At 39.0% G+C, this 16907-nt stretch carries 21 protein-coding genes; 17 read left to right on the forward strand and 4 right to left on the reverse strand.

The genetic code is table 11. The features are described 5' to 3' along the window. Positions 1–198 precede the first annotated feature (198 nt). On the forward strand, positions 199–696 hold the full coding sequence (locus tag BM098_RS11830) for an LURP-one-related family protein (RefSeq protein ID WP_089833613.1): 498 nt from the start codon (positions 199–201) through the stop codon (positions 694–696). An 82-nt stretch (positions 697–778) separates the two neighbouring features. Here BM098_RS11830 and BM098_RS11835 read toward each other — a convergent pair whose 3' ends face one another. Together BM098_RS11835 and BM098_RS11840 are read right to left on the reverse strand one after the other, a co-directional pair. After that, positions 779–985, reverse strand: a complete 207-nt coding sequence (locus BM098_RS11835; RefSeq protein WP_234987498.1) for a hypothetical protein — start codon at positions 983–985, stop codon at positions 779–781. Positions 986–1076: 91 nt separating this feature from the next. Next, the gene (locus tag BM098_RS11840; RefSeq protein ID WP_089833617.1) at positions 1077–1457 is read right to left on the reverse strand and encodes a hypothetical protein; all 381 of its coding nucleotides are present in this window, start codon (positions 1455–1457) and stop codon (positions 1077–1079) included. Between the two features lie 415 nt (positions 1458–1872). On the opposite strand from BM098_RS11840, the gene BM098_RS11845 reads away from it, so the two are divergent. From BM098_RS11845 to rsmI, 10 genes are all read left to right on the forward strand, one after another. Further along, a complete protein-coding gene (locus BM098_RS11845; protein ID WP_089833619.1) occupies positions 1873–3312 on the forward strand; it encodes an aminotransferase class I/II-fold pyridoxal phosphate-dependent enzyme in 1440 nt (479 codons plus the stop codon). A gap of 1 nt (position 3313) precedes the next feature. Then, positions 3314–3943 carry a dTMP kinase gene (gene tmk / locus BM098_RS11850; protein WP_089833621.1) on the forward strand — a complete coding sequence of 210 codons (630 nt, stop codon included), beginning with the start codon at positions 3314–3316 and terminating at the stop codon, positions 3941–3943. Between the two features lie 26 nt (positions 3944–3969). Continuing rightward, positions 3970–4299, forward strand: coding sequence for a cyclic-di-AMP receptor (locus BM098_RS11855; RefSeq protein ID WP_089833623.1), 330 nt, complete (start codon positions 3970–3972; stop codon positions 4297–4299). A gap of 21 nt (positions 4300–4320) precedes the next feature. Continuing rightward, on the forward strand, positions 4321–4761 hold the full coding sequence (locus tag BM098_RS11860; RefSeq protein ID WP_089833625.1) for a YaaR family protein: 441 nt from the start codon (positions 4321–4323) through the stop codon (positions 4759–4761). A 100-nt stretch (positions 4762–4861) separates the two neighbouring features. Then, the gene (holB, locus tag BM098_RS11865; RefSeq protein ID WP_089833627.1) at positions 4862–5848 is read left to right on the forward strand and encodes a DNA polymerase III subunit delta'; all 987 of its coding nucleotides are present in this window, start codon (positions 4862–4864) and stop codon (positions 5846–5848) included. Positions 5849–5854: 6 nt separating this feature from the next. Next, the gene (locus BM098_RS11870) at positions 5855–6673 is read left to right on the forward strand and encodes a PSP1 domain-containing protein (RefSeq protein WP_089833629.1); all 819 of its coding nucleotides are present in this window, start codon (positions 5855–5857) and stop codon (positions 6671–6673) included. Between the two features lie 27 nt (positions 6674–6700). Next, positions 6701–7063, forward strand: a complete 363-nt coding sequence (gene yabA, locus BM098_RS11875; RefSeq protein ID WP_089833649.1) for a DNA replication initiation control protein YabA — start codon at positions 6701–6703, stop codon at positions 7061–7063. A 124-nt stretch (positions 7064–7187) separates the two neighbouring features. Further along, complete coding sequence (locus BM098_RS11880; RefSeq protein ID WP_089833651.1) at positions 7188–7871, forward strand: tRNA1(Val) (adenine(37)-N6)-methyltransferase; 684 nt, start codon at positions 7188–7190, stop codon at positions 7869–7871. Then, positions 7861–8142, forward strand: a complete 282-nt coding sequence (locus tag BM098_RS11885; protein WP_089833631.1) for a GIY-YIG nuclease family protein — start codon at positions 7861–7863, stop codon at positions 8140–8142. Before BM098_RS11880 ends, BM098_RS11885 begins: the two co-directional genes overlap by 11 nt. Beyond that, a complete protein-coding gene (rsmI, locus tag BM098_RS11890) occupies positions 8120–8992 on the forward strand; it encodes a 16S rRNA (cytidine(1402)-2'-O)-methyltransferase (RefSeq protein WP_089833634.1) in 873 nt (290 codons plus the stop codon). Before BM098_RS11885 ends, rsmI begins: the two co-directional genes overlap by 23 nt. 67 nt (positions 8993–9059) lie before the next feature. On the opposite strand, the gene BM098_RS11895 is transcribed toward rsmI, so the two are convergent. Further along, the gene (locus BM098_RS11895) at positions 9060–9404 is read right to left on the reverse strand and encodes an NINE protein (protein WP_159430188.1); all 345 of its coding nucleotides are present in this window, start codon (positions 9402–9404) and stop codon (positions 9060–9062) included. Between the two features lie 155 nt (positions 9405–9559). After that, a complete protein-coding gene (locus BM098_RS11900) occupies positions 9560–9838 on the reverse strand; it encodes an AbrB/MazE/SpoVT family DNA-binding domain-containing protein (RefSeq protein WP_089803557.1) in 279 nt (92 codons plus the stop codon). Positions 9839–10286: 448 nt separating this feature from the next. Here BM098_RS11900 and metG point away from each other — a divergent pair, with 448 nt between their 5' ends. The 6 genes from metG (at position 10287) to veg (ending at position 16793) form a co-directional block, all read left to right on the forward strand. Next, positions 10287–12236 carry a methionine--tRNA ligase gene (gene metG, locus BM098_RS11905; RefSeq protein WP_089833638.1) on the forward strand — a complete coding sequence of 650 codons (1950 nt, stop codon included), beginning with the start codon at positions 10287–10289 and terminating at the stop codon, positions 12234–12236. A gap of 77 nt (positions 12237–12313) precedes the next feature. Beyond that, the gene (locus BM098_RS11910; protein ID WP_089833640.1) at positions 12314–13078 is read left to right on the forward strand and encodes a TatD family hydrolase; all 765 of its coding nucleotides are present in this window, start codon (positions 12314–12316) and stop codon (positions 13076–13078) included. Positions 13079–13293: 215 nt separating this feature from the next. Continuing rightward, entirely contained in the window at positions 13294–14490 is a 1197-nt protein-coding gene (locus BM098_RS13815; RefSeq protein ID WP_089833642.1) for a G5 and 3D domain-containing protein, read from the forward strand. Positions 14491–14646: 156 nt separating this feature from the next. Further along, on the forward strand, positions 14647–15207 hold the full coding sequence (rnmV, locus tag BM098_RS11920) for a ribonuclease M5 (RefSeq protein ID WP_089833644.1): 561 nt from the start codon (positions 14647–14649) through the stop codon (positions 15205–15207). Further along, on the forward strand, positions 15200–16087 hold the full coding sequence (gene rsmA, locus BM098_RS11925; protein WP_089833646.1) for a 16S rRNA (adenine(1518)-N(6)/adenine(1519)-N(6))-dimethyltransferase RsmA: 888 nt from the start codon (positions 15200–15202) through the stop codon (positions 16085–16087). Before rnmV ends, rsmA begins: the two co-directional genes overlap by 8 nt. A gap of 442 nt (positions 16088–16529) precedes the next feature. Continuing rightward, positions 16530–16793 carry a biofilm formation stimulator Veg gene (gene veg / locus BM098_RS11930; protein ID WP_089833648.1) on the forward strand — a complete coding sequence of 88 codons (264 nt, stop codon included), beginning with the start codon at positions 16530–16532 and terminating at the stop codon, positions 16791–16793. The last annotated feature ends 114 nt before the right edge of the window (positions 16794–16907 follow it).

Raw genomic sequence — 16907 nt, forward strand, 5'->3', positions numbered from 1 at the left:
GAACACAGCAGTTAAGCTCTTCAGCGCCGATGGTAGTTGGGCTTAAGCCCCGCGAGAGTAGGACGTCGCTAAGCAACTAAAACCCTCATTTAAGGTCTTCCTTAAATGAGGGTTTTTCTATACCTTTAAAGTTGATTGAACTGCCGATGACTGGTCCTCAACGATGATCATAATCGACGAATAGAAAGAGAGGAAATAATGGATAAAATATTACTGAAGCAAGCTACTGTAATCATAGGTTGTAAGTTTTATGTAGATGATCATACTTTTACAATTAAAAGTGCGTCGCCTCTCGTAGTATTAGATCGCTTTATAGGCAGTATCATTGGTGTACCTTTCAGAGTAAACATTGCTGAAAAAAACACAAATGATCAACTTATTGTGAAAAAAAAGCTAGGGCTGATATTCGAAAAATATGAGGCTTTAAGAGGAGATAAGACAATTGCCTCTATTACACGCGGTAAAAAAATGATGTCACCTCAAATTGATATTCACTCTATCTATGGGGATTTTACGATCCAAAGTAACGTGATGGCCCGAACATTTGACATTGAAAAAGACGGATCAGTAGTAGCCACTATTAAAAAAGTGACCTTTTCTTTAAAAGACGCCTATGAAATTTCAAATTATTCTTTTGAAGATATGCCACTACTTATTGGTATAGCCTTTACACTAGATAATATGTTTCATGGTTAAACGAGAGCAGGATATCGCTAAGTAACTAAAATCCACATTTAATCTTTCCTTCAAATGAAGATTTTTATATTTAGTCGAGTGATTACTTATTCTTTGTACTCTTACCAGCTAAAATCCATGACAGTCTAATTAGTGTTATCAAGACAAAAGTACCGATTGCGACTGGCCATGGATTGAAGCCATTATCTATATCAACAAATAGCGATGTCACAAAAGCTCCTAAAAAAGCAGCGAGGGAATAAAATATATACTTAAGCATGCCGTTTTTATCCACTTTTATCATCCTCATCTCTTTCTACTTTTCTTTTTACGCTTTTAAAAACTTCGATAATAAGGAGCCATAGACTACTTATTGGAACGAGTTTAGATCGTGATTGCATTTACCTTACTCCCGTTATTCTTGTGTTCTTAGAAGAGCGAGCGAATTCAAATATCATCATGCTTAGCCCTGTAAAGATACTAACAAAGATAGCACGTTCATAATCAAACGGCGCTTCTTTAAGTAATGCTATTAATATATGTCCAATGAAGCTTCCGAAAGTGAAAATTAGACCAGTGAGAAGCACGTGTTTTGATCTCTTTTTTGAAGAATAAATCAATTCAAATATCATCATCCCTATCCCAGTAAAGCTACTGATAAATAGGACACGTGAGTAATTAATAGGTGTGTCATTAAAGAGCTCTAACAAAATTTGTCCGATAAAACTCCCGCAAGTAAAAATAATACCAAAGAATAGCCCATGTAATAGTGAACGTATCATTATATGATTGCCTCCAGTTTATATTGAAATTATCCTATAACTAAATTATAACAGTTTATCTATTGTTATGTAAGGTTTATCCAGTATATTTTTGTTAGACCGGTTAAAAGTATAAAAAAATGGTCAAGATAGACAAAAGCAGGCAGTACATTTATAGCTAAACGATAAATAAGTGAGTATCATTACTTTGTCTATAAGTTAAGCAACTGTTGTAAATGACAGCAACAAGTATAACGGATGACCCTAACGTGACTTTTCGTATCATAAGTCACATCAGGGTTCTTTTTGTACTTGAGGGTTCTTTTTGTACTTGTTTCACTATCCATTAAATGATATAACAAGAAAGAATCAAACAATGTATAAAAACATAACGATTTAAGTCGTTGATATAAATGACAAGAGAGAGGAGCATTTGATGTCAAAACAAAGACGCATGCCTTTATGGGAAAGAGTCCAAACGTTTGTTAATGAAGAGCCCGTGTCCTTTCACGTACCTGGACATAAAAATGGTCACATATTGCCGCATGATTCATGGAAAGTATTTCGCGATGTGATGCGGTACGATTTAACCGAGTTACCAGGCTTAGATGATCTGCACCAAGCAGAAGGTGTCATAGCTGAGGCGATGACATTAGCCGGTGAGTTTTTTGATAGTCAGGAGACATTCTTTCTAGTCAATGGCTCAACCGTTGGTAACTTAGCGATGATTCTTCAATCGGTTTCTCATGGTGATTATATATTAGTGCCGAAAAATGTTCATAAGTCGGTTATTCATGGCTTAGAACTAAGTGGTGCTCATCCGATCTTCATTGAACCAGACTATGATGCGTCATTAAATCTTGCGATGTTTCCGCGCCTAGCTGATGTCAGACAGGCTTTTAACACATATCCGATTAAAGCAATGATCATTACTTATCCTGACTACTACGGGACAACAGGTGATTTGGCATCATTAATTACTTGTGTACACGAGCATAATGCCCTTATGTTGGTGGATGAAGCACACGGGGTGCACTTCTCACTCAGTCATCCAGACTTACCTTCATCAGCTTTATCACTTGGGGCTGACTTTGTTGTTCAATCGGCGCATAAAATGGCTCCGGCGTTAACACAAACGGCTTACTTACATATAGGCAAAGGTTATAAAGGTGATACGAGACAAATCAAACGCTATTTAGATATGCTGCAGTCGAGTAGCCCGTCATATTTACTAATGGCAAGCTTAGATGTTAGCCGCGCTTTCTTAGCCTCACGCACCCGTCAAGACTTAGACCAGGTCTTAGCCTCTGCGAAAGCTGTTAGATCGGTGTTAAGTACATTAAATAGTGCGACCTTGATCGAAGCGAATAAGCAAACGGATCCATTAAAAATTACGTTAGTGGTTCGTCCGGGTTACACAACACATGCGGTAGAAACAGTTTTTCGGTCACATGGCATTTATTTAGAATTTATAACCGATCAGCATTTACTGTTTGTTCATGGACTTGCCCCGTTTACGGAGCTTAAAAAGTTACAAGAAGCCGTGACAGACTTGAATCACAGATTAAAAAAAGCACCAATTCATGATACAATGAAGGTAGTACGAAAAAAGGTCCGACAACCACTCACAGAACTGGCCCTTGATTATCACACACTTAAAATGTGCCCATCGATATTTATCGCATTAGATGATGCGATTGATTGGATTGCTTTTGAATCAATTGTACCGTATCCGCCGGGTATTCCGCTCGTCTTAAAAGGTGAACGGTTGACACGCGAGAAGATTGAGGCGATAAAGGAGCTAATAGATGCTAAAGTGAATTTTCAAAATCAAGCCATTTGTGATGGTGTGTTTGTCGTAAAGGAGATAGAATAGCATGAAAGGGACATTTATTACATTTGAAGGCGGTGAAGGGGCAGGTAAATCAACCGTACTCGAACGAGTTGCTTGTAAACTACGAGATTTAGGTTATGACGTTTTAACAACACGTGAACCAGGTGGGATTCAGATTGCCGAGGCGATTCGTGAAGTAATCTTAGATACGAGTTACACGGCAATGGATGCCAAAACAGAAGCCTTACTCTATGCAGCAGCTCGTCGTCAGCATTTAGTAGAAAAAGTCATCCCAGCACTTGAAGAAGGAAGGGTTGTCTTGTGTGACCGGTTTATCGATTCAAGTCTTGCTTATCAAGGTTACGCCAGAGGAATTGGGATTGATCAGATTTACACGATTAATCAATTTGCGATTGATACGTGTATGCCGTCACTGACACTATGGTTTAAATTAGATCCAGCCACGGGCTTAAAACGCATAAAAAAAAATCAAGAGCGGGAACAAAATCGGCTTGATTTAGAAACACTGACCTTTCATGAAAAAGTTAATCAAGGCTATCACATACTAGCCGAACGATTTAGCGACCGGATTCAACCGATACGCGCAGATTTAGCTGTAGAAGAAGTTACAGAACTCGCATTTAATAAAGTACTCAGTCATATCAACCAGTAAATGATAAAACAATGGAGGAATGGAAGATGAAATTAATTATTGCGGTTATTCAAGATAAAGATAGTCACCGTTTGATCGATGCCTTAGCGGAAAAAGAATATAAAACAACAAAGCTATCAACAACCGGGGGATTCCTAAAGGAAGGGAATACGACATTGATGATTGGTTGTGAAGACAAGGAAGTCAGTCAGGCGTTAGATATTATTAAACATAAATCGAGCCACCGCGAACAAATGGTCGCACCAATTTCACCAATGGGCGGTAATGCGGATTCGTATATCCCGCGCCCAATTAATATAGAAGTCGGTGGCGCAACAGTCTTTGTCTTACCGGTCGATAACTTCTTCCAGTTCTAATATATAAGGGGAGACGCGCGGATGAAAATTAATAAAGATATTTTAAATCAAATTGAGAAAAGTCAACGACAACAACCCCTTCCTCCATCGAGGTCGGTTGATTTTCAAAAGCTCGTTCAAACCCAAGCTGATAAGTTGCGGTCTTTCCCTCTTGAGCAACAACTTGAAGAAATTAAAAAACAAGGTGATAAACTCATTCGTTACCGGACACTGAGAGAGATGGCCAAGTATAAACGGATGGTAAAGAGCTTTATTAAAGATGCGACATCAAAGGGCCTTGATTTAAGTCATCATCATAGTTTTAATATTGAGGGAACGAATCGACAGTTGCATATCGTTAAGACAATTGATGAGAAGCTTATGGAAATGACTGAACAAATCACAAATGATGGGGCCCGTTCGATTGACTTACTTGGCTTAATTGGTGAGATTAAAGGATTATTGATTAATTTATATTCCTAAAACAATTAAGGCAAGAAATATGCTAAAATAACGGAAGAACGTGAGAGTGATGATCACAGATCTCACTCTTTTTTAACACGTGGAAGTTAGGTGGCTTTATATGCAACGTTTTGAAGAACTCGAACAAATTCAGCCGGTGGCTGTCAAGATGTTAAAAAAAATGATTAACCATAACCGTATCGCCCATGCCTACTTAATTCATGGCGACGCAGGTACGAAAAAACGAGCGATTGCCGAAACGCTCGCGCTTCGATTGTTTTGCCGGGAAACAGAGACAGCAGAACCATGTCTCACATGCCGGAATTGTAAACGTGTATTGTCTGGCAATCATCCAGATTTACACTGGATCAAACCGGACGGACTATCAATCAAAAAAGAACAAATTGAAGCACTTCAACGAGAATTCATTTATTCAGGTGTTGAATCTAATCGAAAAGTATATGTGATTGAAGATGCTGATTTAATGACTGTGAACGCAAGCAATCGTTTGCTAAAGTTTTTAGAAGAACCGAGTCAAGAAACAACCGCCATTCTTTTGACGAAGAACCAACAAAAACTCTTAGATACCATTCGTTCGCGGTGCCAAGTTATTGCCTTACGGCCTTTATCAGGAAAAGCGATTGAAACGGCTTTAATTGAATCAGGAATTACGAAAGAGAATGCCCGGATCTTTCAAGCGATTGCCCCGCAATTAGAGGAAGCAAAAGCGTTAGACCAAGATGAGTGGTTTGCAGAAGCACGAAAATTAATGGTACAATTAGTAGGTATGCTGATAGATAAACCGCAGGAAGCATTGTTATTTATAGAAAAACATTGGATGCAACACTTTAATGATCGTGATAAATTGTTGCTAGGTTTAGATTTATTATTATTATGGTTTAAAGATCTTATGTACTTACACATCGGTGACACAGAACACACAGTGTTACTTAGCTACCAAGCTGAGCTAGAACGAGTCAGCTTACGTTACACAAGAAAAGATCTTGTCGTGATTCTTTCAGCAATTACATCCGCAAAACAGAAACTCAATCAACATACCCATCCAACCCTTGTGATGGAACAACTAACACTGCAGATGCAGAGGTGAATATAAATGATAGAAGTGATTGGTGTCAGATTTAAAAAAGTAGGGAAAATATATTATTTTGACCCTGCTAACCTTCAAATAGATAAAGATGGTTACGTCATCGTCGAAACCGCACGAGGTGTCGAATTTGGTAAAGTCGTACTCCAAAAGAAACAAGTAGAAGAAACCGATGTTGTCTTACCACTTAAAAAAGTTATCCGTTTGGCTACGGAAAAAGACAAACATATCGTATTAGAAAACAAAGAAAATGCCAAAGAGGCGTATCTGACGTGCGAAAAGAAAATCAAGGCACATAAGCTTGATATGAATTTAGTAGATGTCGAGTATACGTTTGATCGTAATAAAGTGATTTTTTATTTCACCGCAGATGGCCGCGTCGATTTCCGAGAACTCGTAAAAGACTTAGCTTCCGTATTTAAAACTCGGATTGAGCTCCGTCAAATCGGTGTCAGAGATGAGGCGAAGTTACTCGGTGGTATAGGTCCGTGTGGCCGGATGCTGTGCTGTTCTACCTTCCTAGGTGACTTTGAACCGGTATCGATTAAGATGGCCAAAGATCAAAACTTGTCCCTTAACCCGACTAAAATTTCAGGATTATGTGGCCGGTTAATGTGTTGCTTAAAATATGAAAATGATGAGTATGAACAAGCTAAACGTGAGCTGCCAGATGTGGGTAAAAAACTTACCACACCGCTTGGCCGAGGCCGCGTCGTTGGATTAAATATTTTAGAGCGCATCATTCGAGTAGATATTAAAGAACTTGAACGTGTCGTTGAATATACGTTAGACGAACTGATTGAAGCAGGTGCTCTAACAACGTCATAATGTGAAAAGGTGGTGGGTGTGATGAACATGAATAGAAAAGAAGTGTTTGAACAAGTGTCGGATATGGAAGAACAGATTGGTCAATTGTATCAGCAGCTAGGTGATTTAAAGACACATTTGAGTGAATTACTAGAAGAAAATCACCGATTGGCGCATGAGAATCATCACCTACGTCAACGCCTCGATCAATCGATTGAAGAAACAGCTGGACGTGATGAACAAGGCAAAACGACCGAACAACGGACGGTAGACAATATTGGTGAGGGTTATGACAACTTAGCGCGTCTATATGAAGAAGGGTTTCATATTTGTAATGTGCACTTTGGTAGCCCGAGACAGAACGAAGATTGTTTATTCTGTTTATCGTTTTTAAATAAGACAAAAGATTAAATAGATTGAACTAAAAAAGGCTGGGGATCTTCTTATAGATGCCAGTCTTTTTTTCAGGAAGTGTGGTGAAAGTGTGGAACTATATGAAGATGAACGTTTAGATTATTTATTTACCGATGAATCGATGCAGATTATTCAAAGTTCGTCGGTATTTTCTTATTCGATTGATGCGGTGTTACTCGCCCATTTTAGCGCGCTACCGAAAAAGCGCGGTAAAATCTTAGATTTATGTAGTGGGAATGGTGTTGTACCGTTACTGATGAGTCGATATACGACCCGTCCGATTGATGGGATAGAAATTCAACCAAAGTTACATGACATGGCGATGCGCAGTATTCGTTTAAACGATAAGCAAGCCCAAATTATGATGCATCTTGGAGATTTAAAGGACTTACCAGACCATTATAAAAATGATAAATTTGATTTGGTTACAGTAAACCCACCTTACTTTGATACAGTGAGTGATGCTCACCATAATTTAAATGAACATCTCACAATTGCCCGTCACGAAGTGACAACGTCACTTGAAACAGTGATTGAAACCGCGAGTAAACTAACAAAATCCGGTGGCAAAATGACAATGGTGCACCGACCCGATCGCTTGGTCGATATCTTTATGTTAATGCGTCACTATAAGCTTGAACCAAAACGTCTGCAACTTGTTTATCCAAAGCGCGATAAAGAAGCTAATATTGTCTTAGTTGAAGCGGTGCGCGATGGAAAAAGAGCGTTAAAAGTGTTACCGCCCTTCTATGTGTTTAATGATAAAGGGACGTATACAGAGGAGTATTTGCGTCTTGTCTATTAAACATGTGGTCTATATTTTAGAATGTGGTGATCTGACACTTTATACCGGTTACACCAATCGCTTACATTATCGTTTAAACCAACATAGACAGGGTAAAGGGGCAAAGTATACAAGAGGAAGAGGCCCGCTTGTGTTACGCTATGCCAATAGTTTTGAGACTAAAACGCTGGCCTTAAAAGAAGAATATCGCATTAAACAGTTATCAAAACGACAAAAACAAGCACTCATTGAAACAGGAGGCAATATCGATGTGGACACAGAACAGTTATGAAGCGAGTGAACAAGGTAAGTTATTCGTTGTCCCAACCCCAATCGGGAACTTACAAGACATTACCTTACGTGGATTAGAGACGTTAAAGACGGTTGATAAAATTCTTGCAGAAGATACGCGCAATACAAAAAAATTACTGAATCATTTTGAGATCACAACCCCGCTGCTTAGTTATCACGAACATAGTGATCAAAAGAAAATAGATCAGATTCTTGCCGCAATTGAAAGTAACACCACGTTTGCGTTAGTGAGTGACGCTGGTATGCCAGGTATTTCTGACCCAGGTGAAGTATTAATTAAGCAAGCGATTGATCGTAAGATTGATTGTATTGTGTTACCTGGGGCTAATGCTGCATTAGTCGCACTTGTTGGCTCAGGCTTACCGACAAAGCAGTTTTATTTTTATGGCTTTTTACCACGTAAAAATAAAGACATTAAACAAGCCTTTGAAGAAATCAACAAACAAACCGCAACGATTCTTCTTTATGAATCGCCATATCGTCTAACAGATACATTACAAGCAATTAAAACGCATCTTGGCAATCGACAAGTGGCCGTCGGCCGGGAGTTAACAAAACGGTTTGAAGAGTTTAGCCGCGGAATGATTGATGACGTGATTCACTGGTCAAATAGTAAAGAGATTAAAGGTGAATGTTGCATTGTCATTGAAGGACGAACAGAAGCTTTACCGAATGATAACTGGTGGGAAGACGTATCGATAAAAGAACATGTTGATTACTATATAAACGAAGGACAAAAAAGTAAAGACGCGATCAAACAGGTCGCGCTAGATCGAAAGCAACCGAAACGTGACATTTATCGGGTTTACCATGTAGAAGAAACGGAATAACAAAGCCCCCTTGTTGACGATGTCATCAGAGGGGGATTTTTAAATTATCGGCTATTGTTGATCTTAGTTAGTCCTTGAGTTGAGCAACGTATCGCTTGAGTGATTGTTCGAGTTGACTGTTCATTTGTTCTACTTTCTTGAACATTAAAAAAGCATCTATTATTAGCCACAGGGCAACAAACAGGAGTAAGACATAGCCGATTAACAATTGAAGAGTTATAATACCTGTTAGCGTCAGCAACAGTTTAGTTATGCCAAGCATTTTTTCCTCTAAGTAGATATGATGTAGACCGAAAAAACCTAAAAAAATCAGTAAAAGATAGCTCACACTTAACTGTTTGCCGTGTCGTAATATTTCCGTACTGATAAAGGTACGTTCAGATAAGCTATAAGCCATATCAGTTCTAGCCATTATGTCGTTCCTCGCTTTCACTTGTTGTGTATTGTAATTACCATAACATATCCTGTTATCTAATTCCATAAATTGTATCACGTTAATTTAATAAAGACAAAAAAAGAGCTGTTTCCCCCTAATTGGAAACAGCTCTTTTTGTTATGGTCATACGATTACTTTGTTAATGATTTGTTGATTTCGTCTACAAGTGCTTTAGCACCTTCTGGAGAAAGAATCAATTTACCATCTGCAAGTGTTAAGTTATCATCAGAAATTTCACCTGTTACTTGACAAGTCATACTTGGCTTGTATTTTTGAAGAATGATGCGCTCATCATCTACATAAATTTCTAATGCGTCCTTTTCTGCAATACCTAGTGTACGGCGTAATTCGATCGGAATTACGACACGTCCTAGTTCGTCTACTTTACGAACAATACCTGTTGATTTCATAAGAAAAACTCCCCTTTGTTAATAGTTTGGTATATTTCGACAATACCCATATTATAAGATACCATTAATTTCTATATAAGTCAATTGAAAAATCTTGTTTTTTTCGAAAAAAAGGAAAGTTACTTTGGTTTTTTTAAAAAAACGAGTAAAAAACCTTCAATTTTCCCTTTTGTGTCTATTAAACCGAAAATAATGTCTCATACGATAGAATTACTTGAAATGTTTAATCTCCTTCTAGATTGGAAGCGCTTGAAGAATGAGGGGGAAGTGAGCGGTGTAAAACTAAGGGTCATGCATGCTATCTTTTACTGATCCATGAATGAATTTACTTGTTACCGAAAAAAACAGGTAATAACGATGGAAAATTCACCGTAAAAAGGCTACAATATAAAGATATACGTCAACTATTTTCATGCACATGGATATAACTTTAAGGGAGGAACAACCGATGTCAGAGAAAAAAACATTTTATATTACGACACCGATTTATTATCCAAGTGGTAATTTACACATTGGACATGCATATACAACAGTAGCTGGCGATGCGATTGCCCGCTACAAACGTTTAAAAGGTTTTGATGTCATGTATTTAACAGGAACGGATGAACATGGTCAAAAAATCCAAAAGAAAGCTGATGAAAAAGGGGTCACCCCACAAGCTTATGTTGATGAAATCGTCAGTGGCGTTCAAGTCTTATGGGATAAGCTTGATATTTCTCATACTGACTTTATTAGGACAACCCAATCACGTCATAAAGAAGTGGTTGAAAAAATCTTCAAACAATTGCTTGACCAAGGTGATATTTATTTAGATGAATATGAAGGTTGGTACTGTACGTCATGTGAATCTTTCTTTACCGAACGTCAACTTGAATCAGGTAACTGCCCTGATTGTGGTGGGCCAGTTGAAATGGTCAAAGAAGAATCATATTTCTTTAAGATGAGTAAGTATGTTGATCGTTTACTTGAGTATTATGAGAAAAATCCTGACTTTATCCAACCAGAAAGTCGTAAAAATGAAATGATTAACAACTTCATTACACCAGGACTTGAAGATTTAGCTGTATCTCGTACGACATTTGATTGGGGCATTAAAGTACCTGGTGATGCGAAACACGTGATTTACGTCTGGATTGATGCGCTATCAAACTATATTACAGCACTTGGCTACAATACGGATGATGACACATTGTTTAATAAATATTGGCCAGCAGATGTGCATTTAGTGGGCAAAGAAATCGTCCGTTTCCATACGATTTATTGGCCGATTATGTTGATGGCACTCGATTTACCTTTACCAAAACAAGTCTTTGCACATGGCTGGATTTTAATGAAAGACGGTAAAATGTCAAAATCGAAAGGAAATGTTGTTGATCCAATCTCACTGACAGATCGTTATGGACTCGATGCCCTGCGATACTACTTATTACGCGAAGTACCGTTTGGTGCTGATGGGGTCTTTACACCTGAAGGTTTTGTTGACCGCGTGAATTTCGACTTAGCTAATGATTTGGGTAACTTACTCAACCGTACCGTTGCCATGATCGATAAATATTTTGGCGGTGAAATTCCGGCTTTCACAAAAGCTGAAACCGATATTGATGCTTCACTTGAGTCAATGGCAATGGAGACGGTCACGGCCTATGAGGAAGCGATGGATCATATGCAGTTTAGTATCGCTTTAAGTACGATTTGGCAATACATTAGCCGAACAAACAAATATATTGATGAAAACGAACCATGGGTTCTCGCAAAAGCTGAAGCGAACAAAGCGCGCCTTGGTAATGTGATGGCTCACTTAGTTGATAGTTTACGCCGTACTGCCGTACTGCTCCGCCCATTCTTAATGGAAACACCAGGGAAAATCTTTAGCCAGCTTGGCGCAACAGATGAAGCGTTACAGTCGTTTGACTCAATCAGAGACTTTGGTATTGTTCCTGTGGGCACCTGTGTTGATAAACAAGGTCCAATCTTCCCGCGTCTTGATACAGAAGAAGAAGTGACTGCTATTAAAGCGATGATGACCAAACCAGCTGAAGAGAAACAAACAGAAATTGAACCAGTCAAAGAAGAAATTGCCTTTGATGACTTTTTAAAACTCGACGTGCGAGTGGCAGAAGTGATTCAAGCAGAGAAGATGAAAAAAGCGGATAAACTGCTGAAAATTTATGTCAATTTAGGCAATGAAAAGCGTCAAATCATCTCAGGAATTGCGAAATTCTATAATCCTGAAGATTTGATTGGTAAGAAAGTGCTCGTTGTTGCTAACTTAAAACCAGTGAAACTACGCGGTGAACTGTCTCAAGGTATGATTCTAACAGGTGAGGACCCTGATGGGAATTTATCACTTGCGAGTGTACAAGATCCAAGTCTACCGAATGGTTCCGTAGTAAAATAACTAAGAGAAGAAAAGAGTCAGGTCACGCGTCCGGTGATCGACTCTTTTTCATCATGACTTAAAGGAGCGAATAAACAATGTTATTTGATACCCATGTCCATTTAAATATTGAACAATTTGATGAGGACCGCGACGAGGTCATTCAGCGGGCAAAAGCAGCTGGTGTAGAAAAAATGGTCGTCGTCGGGTTTGATCATGAGACAATACTTAAAGCCATCGCTTTAGCAGAAGCCCATGACTTTATCTATGCTGCGGTTGGTTGGCATCCTGTTGATGCGATTGATTTTACTGACGAGGATCTTTTATGGTTAGAGGAACTCGCCCATCACGAAAAAGTCGTCGCTTTAGGTGAGATGGGGCTTGATTACCACTGGGACAAGTCGCCAAAAGACGTTCAAAAAGATGTCTTTAGAAAACAAATTGCTTTAGCAAAGAAAGTGAAGCTACCGATAATCATTCATAACCGTGAGGCTACAGAAGACGTCATTGCTTTACTGCAAGAAGAACACGCGGAAGAAGTCGGCGGGATTATGCACTGTTTTGCGGGTGAAGTGAAACATGTCGAGCCGTGCCTTAAGATGAATTTCTATATCTCGCTTGGAGGTCCGGTTACATTTAAAAATGCCAAAGCACCAAAAGAAGTCGCCAAGGTTGTTCCAGCTGATCGCTTGCTCGTTGAAACAGATTGCCCATTTTTAGCCCCACATCCCAATCGAGGAAAGCGAAATGAACCGGCATATGTTCGGTTAGTCGCAGAAGAAATCGCCAAACTTCGCGAGACATCGATTGAAACGATTGAACAGCAAACAACAGCGAACGCCCTTAGACTATTTGGCATCTAAGTGGGTGAAAAGCCAAAAATAAGGGAATATTACGGTTGTGTAACGGAAGACCTATTTTGTAACCTTTTCTTAATTTACTTGTCATGTACTCGCTTTTATAATTAAAAACGTTGGTATGCCAGCGTTTTTTCTGTCACATAGGCTAATTTGATTGTTTGACACTTCCTTTTAATCCAGCTATAATCTAGACGCACATTAAAAGGAGGCATTTTTTAATGAATCTAAAGTCTAAGCTACCAACTGTTTTTAAACATAAAGTGTTTATGCCAGTCGTCACCGTACTACTATTACTCGTTGTCGTTGGTTTTGTTGGGTTAGAAGTCACAAAAAAAGATATTGCGTTCACCCATAATGGTGAAACACAAACGGTTGTGACACGCGCCGAAACAGTTGAAGCCCTATTAGAAGAGTTAGAGATCAATCCATCAGAAGATGATTATCTCTCACATGAGTTAACAACAAATATTTCGTCAGATATGGAAGTAGAGTATAAAGAAGCGGTTGAAGTCGTGGTTAATGACCAAGCGAATACAACCACATATATGACAACAGCAAGTACCGTGGGTGAGTTTTTAGAAACAGAAAATATTCAGATTGCTTCACACGATGAACTGAGTGTGGCTTCAGATGAAGTGATCACGGACACGCTCACACTAGATATTGACCGTGCAGCCAAAGTATCAATAACCGATGGTACAAATGAGACAAATGCTGTGTACACGACGGCAGATACAGTTGAAGCACTATTGAAAGAACAACAACTAGAACTTTCTGATCTGGACCGGGTCGAACCAGGTATCGATAAAACAGTTACAGCTGATATGACTGTCGATGTGATTCGAGTCGAAGAAGTGACGGATGTTGTGGAAGAAGAAGTTGCTTTTTCAACGGTTAGAAAAAATGATAGTTCATTAACAAAAGGCAAAGAACAAGTCGTTACCTCAGGCTCAAACGGCCTTGTTGAGAAGCGTTACACCGTTGTATTAGAAAACGGTGAAGAGGTATCACGTGAACTAGTCAGTGAAGATGTGAAAAAAGAAGCGGCGCAACGCGTTGTTGCTGTCGGTACAAAAGCGATTCAACAAGCACCTTCACGTGGGACAAGTTCAGCTGTTGCTGGTAAAACTATCACAGTGGAAGCAACTGCTTATAACTGGAATTGTGCCACATGTGATGGACGAGGATTAACGGCGACAGGATACAACCTCAAAGCTAATCCTGATGGTGTCATTGCCGTCGACCCAAGCGTGATTCCGCTTGGCACAAAAGTATACGTAGAAGGTTATGGTTATGCTGTAGCCCGTGATACAGGTGGCGCTATTAAAGGGAACCGGATTGATGTGCATCTGAGCTCAATCAGTGCAGCTAGACAATTTGGTCGCCAAACAGTAAAAGTCACCATTATTGAATAAATAAAAATGTTAAAAAAACGATAGAGCGAGTTTTAACGAGAAGGTGCGTGATGCCTTCTCGTATTTTTATTTTGGTGGTTTTGTTTTTTATTTTGGATGCAAGTAAGGATGGATTAAGCTATACTAGAGAAAGAATTAATTGAAGGGGATATAAAGATGCGGATAAAAGAAATCATTGTTGTAGAGGGAAAAGATGATACAGCAAAAATAAAACAAGCCGTTGACGCGGACACAATTGAAACGAATGGCTCGGCCATTAATCATAAAATATTAACGCAAATCAAACACGCCAAAGACGTACGTGGTGTGATTGTTTTTACCGATCCTGATTATCCCGGACAACGAATCCGGAGTATCATTAATGAACAAGTGCCAGGCTGTAAGCATGCTTTCTTAACAAAGGATGATGCACGTGACAAACATGATCGTGGCATTGGGATTGAACATGCTTCAAAACAAGCGATTCAACAAGCGCTTCAAGCCGTATATGAGGTCGGAGATGCTTATGTTTCGGATATTGAAAAGGAAGATCTGTTACGCTTTGGTTTGATTGGTGGTCCTGATGCTAAAAGTAAGCGCGAAGCACTCACAACGCATTTAAAAATAGGTTATGCGAACGGAAAACAATTACTGAAACGATTAACGATGTTCCATATGACAAAAGTAGACTTAAAGCAAGCGATGAACGAAATTAAAAAGGAGAATGGCGATGTCTAAAGAAAAGCGAATTGCGACACCATCGATGACGAAACACTATTTAAACCAGTTTGGCTTTCACTTTAAGAAAAGCCTTGGACAGAATTTTCTCGTTGATGTTAATGTATTAGAAAATATTTCAAAAAAATCAGGTGTCACTAAAGAGACCGGTGTTGTGGAGATTGGGCCGGGGATGGGTGCCCTAACAGAACAACTAGCGATTGATGCCGATCGCGTACTGGCTTTTGAGATTGACCAACGTCTGGACCCAATTTTACAAGAAACGCTGGCTGATTATGACAATGTGAAAGTGGTGTTTGAAGATATACTTTCAGCTGATATTGCTCCAACGTTAACAGATTACTTTAACGAGGGTCAGCCACTTAAATTAGTCGCGAACTTACCTTATTACGTGACAACGCCAATCATTATGAAAGTCCTAATGAACGGTCTGCCATTTGAAAGTCTGACGGTTATGATTCAAAAAGAAGTTGCGGACCGGATGAGCGCAAAGCCAAACACAAAAAGTTATGGCTCCTTGTCACTCGCAGTACAATATTATACTGAGGCTTCTGTGTTATTTATTGTACCAAAAACAGTCTTTATGCCACAACCCAATGTCGACTCAGCTATCCTTCATTTGGCGTTTAGAGAGACACCACCGGTAGATGTTATAGATGAAGACTACTTCTTCGAGCTGATTAAAGCATCGTTCCAGCAGCGCAGAAAGACGCTTAGAAACAATTTATCGCGCCATTTTAAAGATATGTTGAGTAAAGAGATGATTGAATCGCGCGCCTCATCGATTGATCTCGATTTAACTCGTCGAGCAGAATCACTGACAATGGAAGAGTTTGCTCGTCTTGCTAATGTTTTATATGAGGCACAACAAAACGTATAAAAAGAAATGCTTTAACCCGTCATGATACATTTATCTATTGTTTCGGGTTTTTTTCACGCCTTTAAAAGGTTAGCAGACTGATGGAGGATTAAATGAGATTATAAATGACATATTTATCGAGCATGGGTCCCTTGTAGGGTATCCTTACCGAGCAAGCATTTGTGAGAATGTTAGGTGGTGGTTGTTCAATTCGAATAGGTATACCAGTGATTGGAGTAGGTAAAAATTAAACGTTCATAAGTTTGTCAAAATCAACAAGCAGTCGCTTTGAAGTACGATGTTTAAGAGGATAGGGCTATTGTCTGAAAGTTTAAACAATGACTAAGGTCGCACAAATCTAAAAAAACATATTGACAAGTAAAATTCATTACTGTTATAATAAATAATTTTGTTGACTTCATTTTTTGTTCGTGATACAATGAACGAAGTGAGGTGAAGTGTAGTGGCGAAAACGCTGGTTGAGATTAAACGTAGTTTAGATAGTCAGATTGGAAAACGCTTGAAGCTAATCGCGAATGGCGGAAGAAAGAAGACAGTCGAACGGTTTGGAACGCTCGAGGAAACGTATCCGTCAGTCTTTGTAGTAGCATTAGACCAAGATGAAAATGCGTTCGAACGCGTTTCATACAGTTATGCGGATATTTTAACAGAAACAGTCGAGTTAAACTTCATCAATGAAGACCATATGGTAGCAATAGAGCAGTAATTCATTACTGCTTTTTTTGTAGTATAGGAAAGTATAAAATTTTCGTTGATATACCAAGGGTTGGAACGTTATGAAGAGTTGAAATTTATTGAGGAAAAGGGTTAAGATAATAGT

This window comes from Halolactibacillus halophilus, assembly GCF_900115605.1.
Lineage (GTDB): Bacteria > Bacillota > Bacilli > Bacillales > Amphibacillaceae > Halolactibacillus > Halolactibacillus halophilus.